The organism is Citrobacter sp. wls827, from assembly GCF_005280875.1.
Lineage (GTDB): Bacteria > Pseudomonadota > Gammaproteobacteria > Enterobacterales > Enterobacteriaceae > Citrobacter > Citrobacter youngae.
Window position 1 is genome coordinate 192,625 of sequence record NZ_SZWR01000019.1, and the last position, 16,256, is coordinate 208,880.

General features: G+C 48.2%; 14 protein-coding genes. 1 reads left to right on the plus strand and 13 read right to left on the minus strand.

What is annotated here, in order from left to right; translation table 11 throughout:
- Nucleotides 1-274 precede the first annotated feature (274 nt).
- The 13 genes from cpsB to FDX03_RS16330 form a co-directional block, all read right to left on the minus strand.
- On the minus strand, nt 275-1,717 hold the full coding sequence (gene cpsB, locus FDX03_RS16270; protein ID WP_115602246.1) for a mannose-1-phosphate guanyltransferase: 1,443 nt from the start codon (nt 1,715-1,717) through the stop codon (nt 275-277).
- A 3-nt stretch (nt 1,718-1,720) separates the two neighbouring features.
- Nucleotides 1,721-2,944 carry a WcaI family glycosyltransferase gene (locus tag FDX03_RS16275; RefSeq protein ID WP_137346242.1) on the minus strand — a complete coding sequence of 408 codons (1,224 nt, stop codon included), beginning with the start codon at nt 2,942-2,944 and terminating at the stop codon, nt 1,721-1,723.
- Nucleotides 2,941-3,420 carry a GDP-mannose mannosyl hydrolase gene (locus FDX03_RS16280; RefSeq protein ID WP_137346243.1) on the minus strand — a complete coding sequence of 160 codons (480 nt, stop codon included), beginning with the start codon at nt 3,418-3,420 and terminating at the stop codon, nt 2,941-2,943. The genes FDX03_RS16275 and FDX03_RS16280 overlap by 4 nt, the downstream gene beginning before the upstream one ends.
- On the minus strand, nt 3,420-4,388 hold the full coding sequence (locus FDX03_RS16285) for a GDP-L-fucose synthase (protein WP_115602422.1): 969 nt from the start codon (nt 4,386-4,388) through the stop codon (nt 3,420-3,422). Before FDX03_RS16285 ends, FDX03_RS16280 begins: the two co-directional genes overlap by 1 nt.
- A gap of 5 nt (nt 4,389-4,393) precedes the next feature.
- Nucleotides 4,394-5,515, minus strand: a complete 1,122-nt coding sequence (gmd, locus tag FDX03_RS16290; protein WP_115602248.1) for a GDP-mannose 4,6-dehydratase — start codon at nt 5,513-5,515, stop codon at nt 4,394-4,396.
- Between the two features lie 24 nt (nt 5,516-5,539).
- Nucleotides 5,540-6,094 carry a colanic acid biosynthesis acetyltransferase WcaF gene (gene wcaF / locus FDX03_RS16295; RefSeq protein WP_137346244.1) on the minus strand — a complete coding sequence of 185 codons (555 nt, stop codon included), beginning with the start codon at nt 6,092-6,094 and terminating at the stop codon, nt 5,540-5,542.
- Nucleotides 6,095-6,103: 9 nt separating this feature from the next.
- The gene (wcaE, locus tag FDX03_RS16300; protein WP_137346245.1) at nt 6,104-6,850 is read right to left on the minus strand and encodes a colanic acid biosynthesis glycosyltransferase WcaE; all 747 of its coding nucleotides are present in this window, start codon (nt 6,848-6,850) and stop codon (nt 6,104-6,106) included.
- A gap of 5 nt (nt 6,851-6,855) precedes the next feature.
- The gene (gene wcaD / locus FDX03_RS16305; RefSeq protein WP_137346246.1) at nt 6,856-8,073 is read right to left on the minus strand and encodes a colanic acid polymerase WcaD; all 1,218 of its coding nucleotides are present in this window, start codon (nt 8,071-8,073) and stop codon (nt 6,856-6,858) included.
- The gene (wcaC, locus tag FDX03_RS16310) at nt 8,048-9,265 is read right to left on the minus strand and encodes a colanic acid biosynthesis glycosyltransferase WcaC (RefSeq protein WP_137346247.1); all 1,218 of its coding nucleotides are present in this window, start codon (nt 9,263-9,265) and stop codon (nt 8,048-8,050) included. The genes wcaD and wcaC overlap by 26 nt, the downstream gene beginning before the upstream one ends.
- Nucleotides 9,266-9,302: 37 nt before the next feature.
- The gene (gene wcaA / locus FDX03_RS16315) at nt 9,303-10,145 is read right to left on the minus strand and encodes a colanic acid biosynthesis glycosyltransferase WcaA (RefSeq protein WP_005128312.1); all 843 of its coding nucleotides are present in this window, start codon (nt 10,143-10,145) and stop codon (nt 9,303-9,305) included.
- Nucleotides 10,146-10,221: 76 nt separating this feature from the next.
- A complete protein-coding gene (gene wzc / locus FDX03_RS16320; protein ID WP_137346248.1) occupies nt 10,222-12,384 on the minus strand; it encodes a tyrosine-protein kinase Wzc in 2,163 nt (720 codons plus the stop codon).
- Nucleotides 12,384-12,830: a low molecular weight protein-tyrosine-phosphatase Wzb gene (gene wzb, locus FDX03_RS16325; RefSeq protein ID WP_137346249.1), complete on the minus strand. Its 447-nt coding sequence runs from the start codon at nt 12,828-12,830 to the stop codon at nt 12,384-12,386. Before wzb ends, wzc begins: the two co-directional genes overlap by 1 nt.
- Before the next feature lie 5 nt (nt 12,831-12,835).
- Nucleotides 12,836-13,975: a polysaccharide export protein gene (locus tag FDX03_RS16330; RefSeq protein ID WP_048212045.1), complete on the minus strand. Its 1,140-nt coding sequence runs from the start codon at nt 13,973-13,975 to the stop codon at nt 12,836-12,838.
- Between the two features lie 656 nt (nt 13,976-14,631).
- On the opposite strand from FDX03_RS16330, the gene FDX03_RS16335 reads away from it, so the two are divergent.
- The gene (locus tag FDX03_RS16335; protein ID WP_048212046.1) at nt 14,632-16,215 is read left to right on the plus strand and encodes a TerC family protein; all 1,584 of its coding nucleotides are present in this window, start codon (nt 14,632-14,634) and stop codon (nt 16,213-16,215) included.
- Nucleotides 16,216-16,256: the final 41 nt, after the last annotated feature.

Genomic DNA, 16,256 nt, shown 5'->3' on the forward strand with positions numbered 1-16,256 from the left:
CTTGCCCTTATCGGGCAAGGGAAATACCAGCATTACTGATTTAGCAATGCCAGGAGAGTGCGCGTTCGCACGTTCAGGCGTACATCACCAACTGACCCGTAACAAATATCACAAGTAGTAACGCGGATTATTTGGCTCATGTTATCTCCTTCTTCAGGCAACAGTTAGCCCGGGCCTGATTGCCTAAATAAATAAGTAACAAAGTCCAGATTCTGTTATTTTTATTTCATAAAAGTTCGCAGAGAGTCAGTTAACAAAAATGAATAATAGATTTCTATATATGCTCATGATGTGTGCCAAATCTTACAATATCATCTTCTTCAAGGTAGACTCCGGAACGAACTTCAATCATCTCCAGCGGAACCTTTCCTGGGTTTTCAAGACAATGAATAGTACCCTGAGGAATATACACTGATTGATTTTCACTTAATAATTGGACCTCATCACAGATCGTGACCTTTGCCGTTCCCGCAACAATAATCCAGTGTTCAGCGCGATGATGGTGCATACGTAATGCAAAGCCCTGCCCGGGTTTTACGGTTATCCTTTTAACCTGATAACGATCACCTTCATCAATAGAATCATATTTTCCCCAGGGTCTAAAAACCTCACGGTGAATATGATGTTCCGAGCGGCCATCCGCCTGAATTTGCGCAACGATTTTTTTTACATCTTGTACATCCGTTTTATTTGCGATTAATACTGCATCTTTAGTTTGGACGACAATCAGATCTTTTACGCCGACGGTTGCTACCAATCCCGACTCGGCGTAGACATAACTGTTCTCTGTATTATGGTCAATGACATCGCCATGATAAACATTGCCCTCGTCGTTACGATCGCTGATTTCCCAAAGTGATGACCATGACCCCACATCGCTCCAGCCAACGTTCATCGGCAGGACTACGGCATCCGTGGTTTTCTCCATCACGGCATAGTCGATCGATTCCTCTGGGCAAGCCTGGAAATCGTCCCGACTGACACGGATAAAATCATTGTCCAGTTCAGCGTTATCCATCGCTAACAAGCAGGCCTGTAGAATATCCGGGCGATATTTTTCAAGCTCTTCAAGATAGCGTCGGGCCTGGAATAAAAACATACCGCTATTCCAGTAATATTCACCAGCAGAAATATATTTTTCGGCTGTTTCAAGGTCAGGTTTTTCCACAAAAGCATCAACATTGAAAGCAACAGAATCAACTTGAATCTGGGTACTACTGACTTCACCGCGTCGAATATAACCGTACCCTGTTTCCGGTGCATCCGGGACGATACCAAATGTTACCAGCTTGCCATTTTCGGCTAACGGAATAGCTGAGGTCACTGCATCGTGGAAGAATTTATTTTCTTCGATAATATGATCAGCTGCCAGGACCAGCAACAACGGGTTATGATCGGAATTATTGTTACATGCTGCGATTGCTGCCAGCGCGATTGCTGGTGCGGTATTCCTGGCTTGTGGCTCAAGAATAATATTCCCCGTTAGTTTATCGATTTCTTGCAATTGTTCAGCAACAATAAATCGATGCTTTTCATTACATATTACCAGCGGTGGTGAACAATCCAATCCATCAAGGCGACAAATTGTCGATTGCAACATTGTATTTTGCCCATCCAGACACAAGAACTGCTTTGGATATAATGTTCTGGATAATGGCCACAAACGGCTACCGGACCCACCTGCAATAATTACCGGATGAATGTTATTCTGACTCATAAGTCAACCCTTCAAATGATTAATAAATTGATTTAAGACATTATCTTTTTCAAGTGCAGACTCTGCATAGGAACGTGCAATCATATTGTATTCAGGCATAGTGATTGCATCAGTAATTCCGGCCACAAGCATCTCAACTGATTCTGGCTCAATACAGATAGCAATACCGGGATGTTTCTGACAAAGCTGCCCCAGTTCGGTGTGGATCTCTGCTGTAATCACGGCATTTCCCCCGACCGCCAATATGTTCGTTAACTTCGAAGGAAGGACCGCATCTGCAGCGCCACGTCTTTGGATGACTAAATGGCAATCTGCCAACCTTAATAACGCTGGCAACATTTCGTATGGTTGCAAGGGATAGAACTTAACATTCGTTAGGGCTCGTTCCTTGACCATTTGTTCCATCCTAGATTTCCCCCCTCCCTGACCCACAATAACGTATATCCATGGTTTATCCTGAGTCTGGCTTGCAGCCTCAACGATATTTTCAACGCCTTGTTTCTCACCAATATTGCCGGAATACAGAATAATTTTTTTATCGGTTGGCAAATCAAACTGCTGACGAATTTGCTCTATATCAGCACTATCCACCTTGCTAAATCTTTCCACTTCGGACCAGTTCGGGAAAAAGATAAGCTTTTCTGCAGAAACGCCTTTCTCCTGCGCTTTTTGCATCATAGAGCGGGAGATCGTGGAAACATTATCCACATTCAACAAACTGCTACGCTCAAATGCTTTGGCTACTCGCGCAATCATTGTGGAATTTCCGGTTGCCGCCAATCCCAGCCCCAACATCGCATCAACTTCATAATCCTGAATATGCAGCACGGTGCGAGAGCCAGACAGTTTTGCCAGCAAACGCATCCCTGGTGTACAGAATAGCGTGGGTACCACGCCGATAATGTATTCAGGCTTCCACCGATACTGAGCCAATAGGGGAAAAAGACTGCTCAGGGCAAAACTGCCCAAATGTAACAACCGCTTTAACGTTGAAGGTTGAGTTGGTACATATAATGGACAGCGCCAGACAGTGGTGACACCAACTTCCCGACGATAGCGCCAGGAAGAATAAGGTTCGCCGACTTGCCACTGCGGATAATAAGGAGGTGCCGTGACCACCCGAACCTCATGCCCCTGGCTCGCCATCCACTCCACCATCTCTCCCGTGTATTTACCAATTCCGGTCAATTCGGGAGAGTAATTGATGCCATAAACCAGAATTCTCATATCCCGGGCACCCGATCTTTCATCGCTGGGTAGAAATATGCCTGCGTATTCTTATGCACACTCCCATCGGCAATCAGTTCATCCGTTTTAGCCCAACGCCAGGTATCATGCTGTTTTGACGGCAACATTGATGTACTGGTATTAATCTTCAGTCGAAAACCCAGCACCACATAATGCGTTGAAAATGAAGAACCAGAAAAATTATCCTCATAAAAGTGCTGCCAGACACCAAAAAACTGACCGTGTGTTATGGGAAACTGCTGACCTAATTCTTCTTCCGTCAAACGCATAAATGCTTGTTCCAGCGATTCATCTTTTAATACTCTGCCGCCGGGCACAAACCAATATCCTTGAGCAGGCCTGTTAGTTCTTTTCCCAACTAAAAACTCCCCAAACTCATTCTCAATGATAAAATCCAGAGAGATCAACGGCGTCGTGCGCACCGCATTAGCGAAGTCTTCATTATTGAGAAACATTACTCACCCCGATACCGCTGCTGATTATCAAGGAACCAGCGATAAGTATTAACCAACCCCTGTTCAAGTCCTATTTCATGATGCCAACCGAGTCTTCTCAGGCGACTGACATCAAGCAGTTTTCGTGGTGTCCCATCAGGTTTAGAAGCATCAAAAATAATATCACCGCGAAAACCAACAACTTTTGCAATGGCGTCGGATAGTTCACGAATAGTGCAATCTTCACCCGTGCCTACATTTACATGAGAAAGCATTGGCTCTGTATTTTCCTGCCAAACCTCATTGTCTAACTCCATCACATGGATGCTTGCTGCCGCCATATCATCAACATGCAAAAATTCACGCATGGGTTTTCCACTGCCCCAAACCTCAACATACTTGTCATCCCGTTGGGTGGCTTCATGAAAACGACGCAATAACGCAGGGATCACATGGGAATTATCTTTATGGAAATTGTCGTTAGGTCCATACAGGTTCGTCGGCATCACTGAACGGTAATCCCGGCGATGCTGCCGGTTATAGGACTCACACAGTTTTATTCCTGCAATTTTAGCGATGGCATAGGGCTCATTTGTCGGCTCCAGTGATCCCTGCAACAACTCGCTCTCTTTGATTGGTTGCTGCGCAAACTTAGGATAAATACATGATGAGCCTAAAAATAATAACTTCCCGACATTTGAATTATGAGCCGCATGAAGGATATTACTTTCCATCATCATGTTTTCATAAATGAAATCAGATGGATAATTATTATTAGCCATAATCCCGCCAACTTTTGCCGCGGCAAGATAAACCTGGTCAATATTCTCACTGGTAAAAAAATCATTAACCGCCGTTGTGTCTAATAAATTGAGCTGTTCACGGTTACGGATGATTAACTCGACATCTTCACGTTGTGCAAGTTGTCGGTAAATAGCAGAGCCCACCATTCCCCGATGTCCCGCAATATAAACACGTTTCTTCTTCATCATCATTAGCTCTCCAGTGCAATAACAACATCGTAACCATGGGACTTCAGCAGTGAATGTTTCTTCGCTGCTTCCAGATCGTGAGCAACCATTTCAGAAACCATCTGGCGCAATGTGATCTCCGGTTTCCAGCCCAGTTTTTCGTGTGCCTTTGTCGGATCGCCCAACAGCGTTTCAACCTCTGCAGGACGGAAATAGCGCGGGTCGACAGCGATCATCACATCCCCCGGTTTCACCCCTGGCGCATCATGCCCAGTCACCGAAACCACAATGCCTTTTTCATTCACGCCCTCACCTTCAAAGCGCAGCTTAATACCGAGTTGGGCAGCAGCCATTTCCACAAACTGACGGACGGAATACTGCACGCCAGTGGCGATCACGAAGTCTTCCGGCTGTTCCTGCTGCAGCATCATCCACTGCATCCTGACGTAGTCTTTGGCATGTCCCCAGTCACGCAACGAATCCATATTGCCGAGGTACAGACAGGACTCCAGCCCCTGAGCGATGTTGGCAATTGCACGGGTAATTTTGCGTGTGACGAAGGTTTCGCCACGACGCGGAGATTCATGGTTAAACAGAATGCCGTTACAGGCATATATGCCATAAGATTCACGGTAATTGACGGTGATCCAGTAGGCATACAGTTTGGCGACAGCATAGGGCGATCGCGGATAGAACGGCGTCGTTTCTTTCTGTGGGATCTCCTGAACCAGACCGTACAGTTCAGAGGTGGAGGCCTGATAGAAACGGGTTTTCTTTTCCAGACCCAGGAAGCGAATCGCTTCCAGCAAACGCAGCGTGCCGATCCCATCAACATCAGCAGTATATTCTGGCGAATCAAACGACACCGCCACGTGGCTCATTGCGCCCAGGTTATAGACTTCATCCGGCTGAATCTCTTGCAAAATGCGGGTCAGATTAGAGGAGTCCGTCAAATCACCATAATGCAGATGGAATTTGGGATTACCCGCATGTGGATCCTGGTAAATATGGTCTACCCGTTCGGTATTAAATGACGAGGCCCGGCGCTTAATACCATGAACTTCATAACCTTTTTCCAGCAGAAACTCTGCCAGGTAAGAACCATCCTGCCCGGTTACGCCAGTAATGAGAGCGACTTTTGACATGTTATTACCTCTTAAAATTTCCCTTCAGGGAGTAACGTTCTCGACGCGTTTACGCGTAACTACTGCGGGGTTACCCCGACATATGGCATTGGCCGGCAACGATTTAAAAACGCTGCTACGTGCACCCACGACGGTGCCGTCGCCTATCGTCACGCCAGGCGCGACAAAAACATCTGTCGCCAGCCAGCATTTCTCGCCAATCACAATTGGCGTGGCACTAATATCAAAGTGTTGGCTGGCATAATCATGACTTCCGGTGCATAAATAGCTTTTCTGCGAAATAACCGTATGAGCCCCAATCGTAATATTACCCAGCGTATATAAAACCGCGTCATCCCCTACCCAGGCGTAATCACCCAGTGTTAATTTCCACGGATAAGTAATTTTTACTGAAGGCCGAATAACTACGTTTTTTCCTATTTTTGCGCCAAATATCCTTAATAAAAAAACACGCCAGCGGTACATCACCTGTGGTGACCAGTGAAATAATGTTGCTTGTATCGCCCACCATAATTGCACTTTAATTGCACCACCGCCGCGAAAACCTTTCGGCACCGCGAAGCCGTTTAAATCCTGCATAGTGTGACCTTACGTTTTACCATATAAGTGTTTTGTCTTACCGGTTGTACGCAGACGTATGTATTCAGAAAATTCAGCCCAAAAACCGGGCATGCGCAATATTTGACGTTGGACTCTTTTGGCATCCCGACACAATTCCAGATTATTCGTAGTCGATACGCCGCCCATGGAAAACTCCGACACTAAACCAGTCAGTTTTTTAAACGCGAACCCGGACTTGTATAATTTTGCTGCCAGCGCATAATCCGATGATATTTTATATTGCAAATCATAATGCCAGGTTTGCAGCCCCGTCAGCGGAAAAAATATTGCCTGATGACTGGCTGGCAAACTGTGGTAGATATACCAACCCGGTTTAGCCCGGCGCGTCATTTTTTTACCATTACCAAAATCCAGCAAAGCATCGCCAATCACCATCGCTTTATCACTCTGCGTTTTTAACTGGCGGATAAAATGTACAGAATCGGCATGCAGAATATCTCCAGAGTTGAGAAAGAGTGCAAAGCGCCCGCGCGCCATAGCGATACCTTTGTTCATTGCATCGTAGAGACCGTTATCAGGCTCGCTGACAAAACGTAACTGGTGCTCTCCATTGAGATTTTCCAGGAACGCCGGAGTACCGTCTGTAGACCCCCCATCGATAACAATCCACTCAAAGCGGATATCGCTCGCCTGCGCAAGATGCGCCAGTGACGCATGGGTTTTGACGATCCCGTCCAGATTGCGAAAAGCGACGGTGATAATACTCAGCAGCATGTAAATTACCTCGCGATATTCAGCGCCTTGCGCAAAATAAACGGACATACAATTAAAAACGCATATTCCGGACTAAATACTGAACCGGTGAAAAACAGCGACAACGGTGTAAAAAGATAAAGCTGCACCCGATAATTCTGATTATCACCAAACGCATTCATCATCATTTTCGTTACTTTTCTCATGTACCACAGGGATAATATTACGGCGAACCACGAAAAATAGATAATTAGCAAATACAAACCATTGTCTATCGTTTTACCTACATCTGCACCGTTAAAGATTCCGAATGATGCAACATATTCATAAAGTGAGCCAAATCTCACTACACCATCGACATTCAGTAATGAATAGCCAACCATGACCAACGGTCCTACTATGCGATAATAAGATGAAGAGCCTTCAGTACCTAAATCACCAAGACGAGTCGTGATGTAGGGGAAGGCAAATATCACGCCCACCATAAACACACTCAGCGAAATAATTGCCAAGGGTAACTTCTTTTTTATCGCATCCTTATTCAGATACTGAAACGCCCACTCCAGCAGGTAAAACAAAATAAATGTCATCACCCCTGAAAACGATCCTGACAATATCACCCCTGCCAGAATCATAGCATCGGTCTTGGGCGTTTTGATACCAAACTGTTTGATGCTGAGCCAAATTGAGATTAACGCCAGAGCGAAAAATGCAGGCTCAAAATAGAGTGCGGTGGTACGCTTCCCACCAAATTTAATAAAGTTCAGCACATAGCTATTGCTGTAAATAAGATATTTCGAAATAGCTTCCATTATACTGCTGCCACCGCTGAGAATGATCTGTGCCATTTCAATGGCAGCCAGACCGACCACTAACCCCACCACCAGCCAGAATAAACGCAAAATTTTAGGATAGTTATGTGGCGAAATGGTTTTAAAGCGAATACTCCACACCATGCCAATAATGATCACGGTATAGATAAACAACATGGCAGATGTTACATACTTGCTGGCATCCAGCGATTGGCCAAACAGGTAGTTAAACACCGCCAGCCCCCCACCGACTCCCAACGCAATCAACAGCTTTTTAATATTGATACGGTCAACAAACAGCAGTAGCAACAGTGGTAAAAAAGTGACAACGGTGACAGGGAAACTTTCACCCAGTTGCGCAAGCTTGACGTTAACCAGCAGATAAAGCAGCGGCAACACCAGATAGCTACAGACCCTGATAGTACGAGACATATTCCTCCAGCATCTGTTGTCCGCTGTATGCTGTCCGGCTCTGCTGGCTAAAGGTAGCCAGCGAGGTGTCAAATACCGCCTGTGCAATTTCTGATTTTTTCAGTTGTACCAGATGCAAAACATCCGCTTCACTGAATGTTTTGCCGCCTGTTTTTGCCAGCACTTCCTGTGCCGCCTCACTGTGCGTGGCGATAACCGGTACACCGATAGAAAGCGCTTCGCACAAGATTAGCGGATAGTTATCAACCCGCGAACTGAACACCAGCCCATCCATCTGATTTAGCGCCCCCATCAAGGTTCGTTTGTCACTTTCAAACCCATGGTTGATGACGTTTGCTCCGGCAAACGGGGAAAACTTACCGAAGGTATGCAGCTCTATTTTGTCACCGAGCGCGATAAGCGCCTGGACCAGTTGCTGGCTGGTTTTGCCGTCATAGCGCAAATCATGGGCCACCACGGCAATTTTCGGTCTGCCCAGCGGCTCATGCTGAACCGGCAAGTCAGCAAGAATCGCTTCCGTCGCCACATCGATACCGTTATTGATGATGTGACAACACCCGGCACCGTACAGGCTGTTAAATGCTTCCGCCACATGTTGACTGGGCGAGATAAACTGGCAGCCAAGCGCCAGCATCGTACGAAACATTTGACGTTTCCCGGGCAGTTGCTGATGCGCTTTATCAACGTTAACCGGGGGATAGTTGCTTAACGTTGGACATTTCTGGCAGCCCGTTTTCCAGCCTTCGCAGCCATCGGTAAAGGCGCAGCGTCCGGTAACACTCCAGTGATCGTGCAGCGTCCACACAAAGGTGATATCGGGCTTATGTGCCTTCACCTTTTGGCAAAACGCCACTACCTCTTCGAGGTTCAGCCAGTAACTGTGCAGCACATGGAAATGCAGAACCAGCGGGCCCGCAGTGCGGATGATTGTGCGATACATACTGTCGAGGTTGCCAAACAGATCGCGGTTTGCGAGGCGAAACAGGGCAATATTCGCCGCCGACGTCAAACGCGGCGCATGTTTAATCACGTGCGGATAATTTCCGTGACTGGCGCTTCTCTTGCCTCCTTTGCCATAACCGTATACAAACCGCGACACCCACCCTTTTTCCAGCGCGCGCAGGTGTAAATCCAGCGCGACCCCGGCCGCCCCGCCTTCGGCAAGCCGAACATTAAATTGCAGAATATTCATTGCATTACCTTTGCTCTCACATGTTGACTCAGCATACTTAACGTCCTCGCAGACCGTCAGCCAGGCGTTTGCCGTTACGGATGGAAAGCAACGTCAGCAATGTGCGCCAGTTCATCCGCTTGTTACGGATCTGATAAAGAGTAAACAGCTGATATTTTTTACTCGCCCGGTCAAATTTACCTTTGTGTTTGCGATAGAACTGGAAGTAACCGGAGAACTTATGTGGGGATGAGGTAATACGCATCTCGCCGTGATTCACATGCAGGATCTGCGTCGCCTCTTTTACCTTCCAGGGTTTACCGTAGGCCACGACCATGCGCAGAAAAATGTCGTAATCCTGCGCGGCTTTTAACGTCGTATCAAACAGGCATGCTTTGAAACGCCAGGCCCAGCTAAAGACCTGATTACCAATGATATTGCGTTTATAAAATCGGCGACGTGAGTACATCGATTTTGGATACAGCGGCAGACTGGCTGGCTGTGAATAAACCTCACCTTCACAGACATAATCATCAGCGTATAGAAAAGCATGCGTTACCAGTTGATGACGAGACTGAAGGAATGAGCTCAGGCGATTCGGCGTCCACTCATCGTCATCATCAATCCCCGTAATGTACTGCCCACTGGCCTGCATGATGGCCTGATTGCGTACTGCGCACGCGCCGGAGTTCATCTCGTTATGCGTATAGCTCACGCGTGGATCGTTTAACGCCTCAACAAACTGTTGCAGCTGCTCATACTCGGCAGAGCAATCATCGACAATGATCATTTCCCAGTGACTATAGTCCTGGCGCAGCACCGATTTAATCGCCCGGATAGCCAACTGCTGGCGGTTCCAGGTGGGCATATAAATAGAAATTAGCGGGTTGTCTGTCGTCATTTTTTGTCCCAGATAAAGTTGCCAGATGGCGCTACGCTTATCAGGCCTACATTCGATATGCGTTGCTGTTAGTTGTCTATTTCGAATCCGACGTGTATTCGTATTCGTAGTAACCGTAATCCTGATACCCGCTGGCGCGCCGGAAAATGGAGTTGAGGATCACCCCTTTCACCTGAATTCCGTTTTGCCCGAAACGACTCAGACTGGTTTCCACCTCTTTCAGCGTATTGACCGCGTAACGCGCCACCATCAGCGTGGTTCCGACGTGGCGACCAACGATAGCCGCATCGGTCACGGCCAGTATTGGCGGCGTATCGATCAGCACCAGGTCATAGTTCGCACTGGCCCAGGTCATCAACTCGCCAAAGCGCTCGCTCATCAGCAGTTCTGAAGGATTAGGGGGAACCTGCCCGCGAGGGACCAGGTCAAAATGTGCAATTGAAGTTGGTTTTGCGCAGGAGGGAATGTCACCCTTGCCGCTAAGGATCTCAGACAGACCGTTGACGTTATTGGTCCCGAGCAGCTCATGGGTATAGCCTTTACGCATATCACAGTCGATCAGCAGTACGCGCTTGTCGGTCTGACTGATAACCGCAGCCAGGTTGGCACAGACAAATGTTTTGCCGATCGACGGGCTGACCCCGGTAAGCATCAGCACATTATTACGTGATTGCATCATGGCGAAGTGCAGGCTGGTACGCAGGCTGCGCACCGCTTCTATCGCGAGATCGGTCGGATTCCCCACAGCCAGTAACTGACTTTGCTTGTAGCGTTTCACACCTTTGATGGTCTGAACGTTATCACGCGCTTTTTGCCATTCTGACAGGGGAATGCTGGCATACACGCTGATGCCGTGCTCTTCAAGCGCCTGCGGGCTTTCAATACCGCGATTGAACAGCGACCGTAGCAGCACGCCAACCACTGAAAGCATCAAACCAAGTAGGATACTGCCGAGAATAATCAGCGCCGTTTTCGGTTTCAGGACACCAGGCTGGGCAATGGCAGGATCGACAATGCGCACATCGCCAACCGTACTGGCTTCCGTGATCTTCAGCTCCTGCTGTTTATTCAGCAGTTGCATATAGACCTGCTGGCCGGACTCCACGTCACGCGTCAGGCGGACAATTTCCTGCTGCGTTTTCGGCATCGCCGTCACGCGCCCGTTAAGCTTGTTTTTTTCATCTTCCAGCGCCTGGCGTTTTTCCAGCAACGTGCGATACGCCGGGTGCGCTTTGGTGAACAGTTTGGAGATTTCAGCTTCTTTAAAGGTCAGTTCATTTAACTGAGCATCAATATTTACCATCGAGTCCAGCACCGCTTTGGCCTCCAGCGGTAAATCGACGGAGTCTTTATCCTGACGAAATGCATTCAGTTTGTTTTCAGCAACGTCCAGACGGTTGCGCACCTCCGGTAATTGTTTTGCCAGAAACGCCAGGCTTTTAGCGGCCTCTTCAGATTTACGCTCCACGTTTTGTTGCAGATAGTTGCGGGTAATACTGTCAAGGATCTGGCGGATTTGTTCACGATCTTCCCCCGTGAAGGTCAGACTCAACACCCCGGTATCTTTACCTGTTTCCGTCACCATCAGGTTATTTTGCAGATTGTTGATCGTGCCAAGCGTGGAGAACTTACTGACGGTAAATTCGCTACCCGGACTGGCATGAATCGCCTCAACCAGCATCGTTACACCGTCATGGTTCAGTAACTGCCCAACCTGGCCACGAGCGCTAAAGCCGCCGTCACTCACCAGTTGATAACTTTTGTCGTTCAGTACGTTCAACGTGAAGGTCTGTTCATTCATTGACGTTGGAAAGGCGAAAGTCGTTACATTGACCGTTTCATTCTGGCGGCCCATCAGACGGTCCCAGCCGGCACCAAAAAGAGGAAATGAATCTTTAGTGACGGAAATATCCAGATTAAGATCGTCTACCGTTTTGCCCAATACCCGCCGTGACTGAATAAGCTGAATTTCCGCTTCAGAAGCAGGTGGCTTGTTGGATAACGCCGAGCCAATATCCTGAACTAACGAGCTGCCGGTGTTTTGCTCTATTTGTACCAGCGCATCGGCACTGTAGATCGGCGTGGCAAACAGGGTGTAGAGCGCCGCACATAGCGCAAATGCGGCGGTTATGCCCAGTACCCACCAGCGTGCTTCGACTACGGTCCCCACCAGACGTCCGATATCGATTTCATCGTTGCCTGTTGCCGACGTGGCAGACTGTTTTTCTTTTTCTGTCATTATTTTCCCTGCTCCGCATTCAGTGCCTGGGCCCATTGGTGGGCAGACCGCTCAAGTAGTGCATACACCGCATCAAACGCATCACGGCTTTTACGATACGGGTCAGGTATTTCGCGTTCGCTGTCCCAATGACCAAACAGCATTACTTTGCCGCGCATCTCCGGCACCATTTCACACAACGCCGTAATATGGCGTTTTTCCATGGTCAGGATCAGGTCATACTCCCGACACATCCGTCCCGAGATTTGTCGTGCACAATGATTTTCCAGCGACAAGTTATGTGCCTGCGCCACACTGATAGCGCACGGATCGGCGCCCTTGCCTACCAGCGCGCCGAGACCAGCGGAAGACACCGTCAACGCCGGATGAAATTGCCTTAACAAGCGCTCTGCCGTCGGAGAACGGCAAATGTTCCCCACACAGACAACTAAGATTTTGTTAAACATGGCGATTACCAGTTGTGAAGGTCGCTGGCCGTATCCGTCATATAACGAACACCGCTAATGGTCGGCAGCAACTGATTGATCAAACGGTTCCAGCGAGCAACCGGCGCGGTCGTGACATACACCACATCGTAAGGCTGGAGTCGGAAAGAGGTCGCCATCACCAACGATGTCGCGTCAGACATATCAAGCTGGTAGATATTGGCTATCTTGCCGTTATGTCCACCCTCGCCTTTTAATGGACGAATAACAAAGATGCCACTGGCATTGGAGGTGGTCAGGTCGATGCCCTCCGCATTACCCAGCGCTTCGGTGAGTGTCATACCGCTGAAGTCCATCTTGAGGGTGCTCTGTTTTTTCACCTCACCCATCACGAACACTTTCAGGTCGTCATTTCGTGGGACAAACAGAATATCGCCAGGATAGAGCAGACGGTTCTGGCTCAGATCGCCATTTTGCATTAGCGCTTGCAGTGAAATGCGTTGCTCCTGCCCTTTGTGAGTCAGCACAACGTTGCGCCAGTCGGCCGCTTCTGTGAGGCCGCCTGCGGCATTAATAGCATCAAGGATAGTAAGAGGTACGTTGGTGATGGCCTGCTGACCGGATTTATTCACCTGCCCGGAGACATATGCCTTTTGCGAGCGGAATGCGGCGATATTAACGTCCACCTGCGGGTCTGCGATGTACTTCGCTAAGCGCCCGGTAATATCACTACGAATTTCTGCCAACGTTTTTCCCACCACGCTAACTTTGCCAATGTAGGGATAAAACATGGTGCCATCAGGTTGCACCCAGTTTCCTGTATCGCTTGAGCTACGATACTGTCCCGCAGGCGTGGTGAGTTCGGGATGATCCCAGACAGTGACATTCAGGACATCGCCGGGTCCGACCCGGTACTGATACCCGGAGATCTCCTGATCCAGCGACATATTAGGTTGAGCAACATTCGGTCGCGGACGCAATTGTTCAACCAGTCGAGGGGTAAGCGGATAAACATTCACCATCCGGTTGATATCAAAATCGGCATCCTGCTGCTTAATCACATCTTTGCCCATGGTAGACATATTGCTGCCCGGAAACACGGTACAACCGTTGATCAATATTACCGACACCAATACTGGCATCAATTTAAGTTTGGATTTCATCATTGATTATTTATCACTTTGGCAGAGTCATTATCACGTGCGTTTTAAATAGCGATTACGCCTGTTTGCATTCACCTTGCCGTTAATTGAATAGAAATTTAACTGGCATCAGTCCTAAAAAAAATGAATCCATCTGCAGTCTCTTGACAGAATAATTTAGGTTTATCATCAGGCGACCAGGCACGCTACCGCCCCTGGCTTTATTGGCTACCAATGCACTGATTAATTTATATTTTTACCATCCTCGCTGTCGTCATCATATTCATAGCGCCTGCCCATCAGTAATAGCATGGTGCGATACTGGCAACATATTTCTCTTTTGATTATTACGGGAAGAATTGTTGCAGCTAACCGAATAGCAGGCAAGATAACAAGCCCTGAAACGTAGCCTTTTAAGATTAATATTAAGCATAAGGTATGTATATTTTTAGGATTTTATTGATGTTGACAATGTTAATATATAAATATCCAGCCTGCGATATTTCCTAAATATAACTGCATAAATAAAGCCATTTCTTGCAGTTACCTTCCGACTATTCTCTCGCCTCTGTCCTGATATAAAGGGCAGAGAAATCCCTTCTCGCCATTGCATTTTTCGTCGGTTTTACCCATGATCGAATTGTGACAATTGTCATATAACTATGGGTATAGCATTTACTATGGAATGGATTGCCGATCCGTCAATCTGGGCCGGACTCGTCACGCTAATCGTGATAGAACTCGTTCTTGGCATTGATAATCTTGTTTTTATTGCCATCCTCGCGGAGAAACTCCCGCCATCCCAGCGGGATAAGGCGCGTATTACCGGGCTACTGCTGGCGATGGTTATGCGCCTGCTGCTGCTGGCATCAATATCATGGCTGGTGACGCTGACCACACCTCTGTTCAGCATTCGGGACTTCAGCTTCAGCGCCCGCGACCTGATCATGCTGTTCGGCGGTTTCTTCCTGCTGTTTAAAGCCACTATGGAGCTCAACGAACGGCTGGAAGGGAAAGACAGCGACAATCCCACCCAACGTCGGGGTGCGAAATTTTGGGGCGTGGTCGCGCAAATTGTGGTACTTGATGCCATTTTCTCACTGGACTCGGTGATCACCGCTGTTGGTATGGTTGATCATCTGGCGGTCATGATGGCGGCGGTGATCATTGCCATCAGCCTGATGATGCTGGCCAGTAAATCGTTGACCCGCTTTGTTAACAGCCACCCAACTATTGTTATTCTGTGCCTGAGCTTCCTGTTGATGATTGGTTTCAGCCTGGTCGCGGAAGGCTTTGGTTTTCGCATACCGAAAGGCTATCTGTACGCGGCTATCGGCTTCTCGGTCATGATAGAAGCCCTGAACCAGTTGGCTATTTTTAACCGTCGTCGCTTCCTGTCGGCTAACCACACGTTACGCCAGCGTACCGCCGAGGCGGTGATGCGTCTGATAAGCGGTCAAAAAGAAGATGCCGAGCTGGATGCCGAAACTGCCGCTATGTTGGCGGATCATCATGAAGGCCAGATTTTTGCACCTCAAGAACGGCGGATGATTGAGCGCGTACTGAACCTTAATCAGCGAACCGTCAGCAGCATCATGACGTCACGCCATGATATCGAGCATATTGATCTCAATGCTCCGGAAGCAGAAATTCGCACACTACTGGAGAAAAACCAGCATACGCGCCTGGTCGTAACCGGAGAAGATGAACAGGAAGAACTGCTCGGTGTGGTGCATGTGATTGACCTTCTGCAACAGTCGCTGCGTGGCGAACCGCTCGATTTGCGCGTCTTACTTCGCCAGCCGTTGGTATTCCCGGAAACCCTGCCGCTTCTTCCTGCGCTGGAGCAGTTCCGAAACGCCCGGACGCACTTCGCTTTTGTGGCCGATGAGTTTGGTTCGGTGGAAGGAATTGTGACGCTCAGCGACGTGATGGAAACCATCGCGGGTAACTTGCCAAATGAAGTCGAAGAGATCGATGCTCGTCATGATATTCAGAAAAATGCCGATGGGTCGTGGACGGCAAACGGCCATATGCCGCTGGAAGACCTGGTGCAGTATGTCCCGATCCCATTAGATGAGAAACGTGAGTACCACACCATTGCCGGGCTGTTAATGGAGTATCTGCAGCGCATCCCGAAAACCGGAGAGGAAGTACAGGTTGGCGACTATTTGCTGAAAACCTTGCAAGTAGAAAACCATCGAGTGCAGAAAGTCCAGTTGATACCACTGCGCAGTGAAGAAGAGATGGATTACGAGGTATAAGCGACATGCCGGATGGGGCTGAAGCCGCCATCCGGCACCAG

What these genes read in the sequence shown, in the direction of transcription:
- cpsB (WP_115602246.1), bottom strand. Translation starts at nt 1,717, where the DNA reads ATGAGTCAGAATAACATTCATCCGGTAATTATTGCAGGTGGGTCCGGT.
- FDX03_RS16275 (WP_137346242.1), bottom strand. Translation starts at nt 2,944, where the DNA reads ATGAGAATTCTGGTTTATGGCATCAATTACTCTCCCGAATTGACCGGA.
- FDX03_RS16280 (WP_137346243.1), bottom strand. Translation starts at nt 3,420, where the DNA reads ATGTTTCTCAATAATGAAGACTTCGCTAATGCGGTGCGCACGACGCCG.
- FDX03_RS16285 (WP_115602422.1), bottom strand. Translation starts at nt 4,388, where the DNA reads ATGAAGAAGAAACGTGTTTATATTGCGGGACATCGGGGAATGGTGGGC.
- gmd (WP_115602248.1), bottom strand. Translation starts at nt 5,515, where the DNA reads ATGTCAAAAGTCGCTCTCATTACTGGCGTAACCGGGCAGGATGGTTCT.
- wcaF (WP_137346244.1), bottom strand. Translation starts at nt 6,094, where the DNA reads ATGCAGGATTTAAACGGCTTCGCGGTGCCGAAAGGTTTTCGCGGCGGT.
- wcaE (WP_137346245.1), bottom strand. Translation starts at nt 6,850, where the DNA reads ATGCTGCTGAGTATTATCACCGTCGCTTTTCGCAATCTGGACGGGATC.
- wcaD (WP_137346246.1), bottom strand. Translation starts at nt 8,073, where the DNA reads ATGTCTCGTACTATCAGGGTCTGTAGCTATCTGGTGTTGCCGCTGCTT.
- wcaC (WP_137346247.1), bottom strand. Translation starts at nt 9,265, where the DNA reads ATGAATATTCTGCAATTTAATGTTCGGCTTGCCGAAGGCGGGGCGGCC.
- wcaA (WP_005128312.1), bottom strand. Translation starts at nt 10,145, where the DNA reads ATGACGACAGACAACCCGCTAATTTCTATTTATATGCCCACCTGGAAC.
- wzc (WP_137346248.1), bottom strand. Translation starts at nt 12,384, where the DNA reads ATGACAGAAAAAGAAAAACAGTCTGCCACGTCGGCAACAGGCAACGAT.
- wzb (WP_137346249.1), bottom strand. Translation starts at nt 12,830, where the DNA reads ATGTTTAACAAAATCTTAGTTGTCTGTGTGGGGAACATTTGCCGTTCT.
- FDX03_RS16330 (WP_048212045.1), bottom strand. Translation starts at nt 13,975, where the DNA reads ATGATGAAATCCAAACTTAAATTGATGCCAGTATTGGTGTCGGTAATA.
- FDX03_RS16335 (WP_048212046.1), top strand. Translation starts at nt 14,632, where the DNA reads ATGGAATGGATTGCCGATCCGTCAATCTGGGCCGGACTCGTCACGCTA.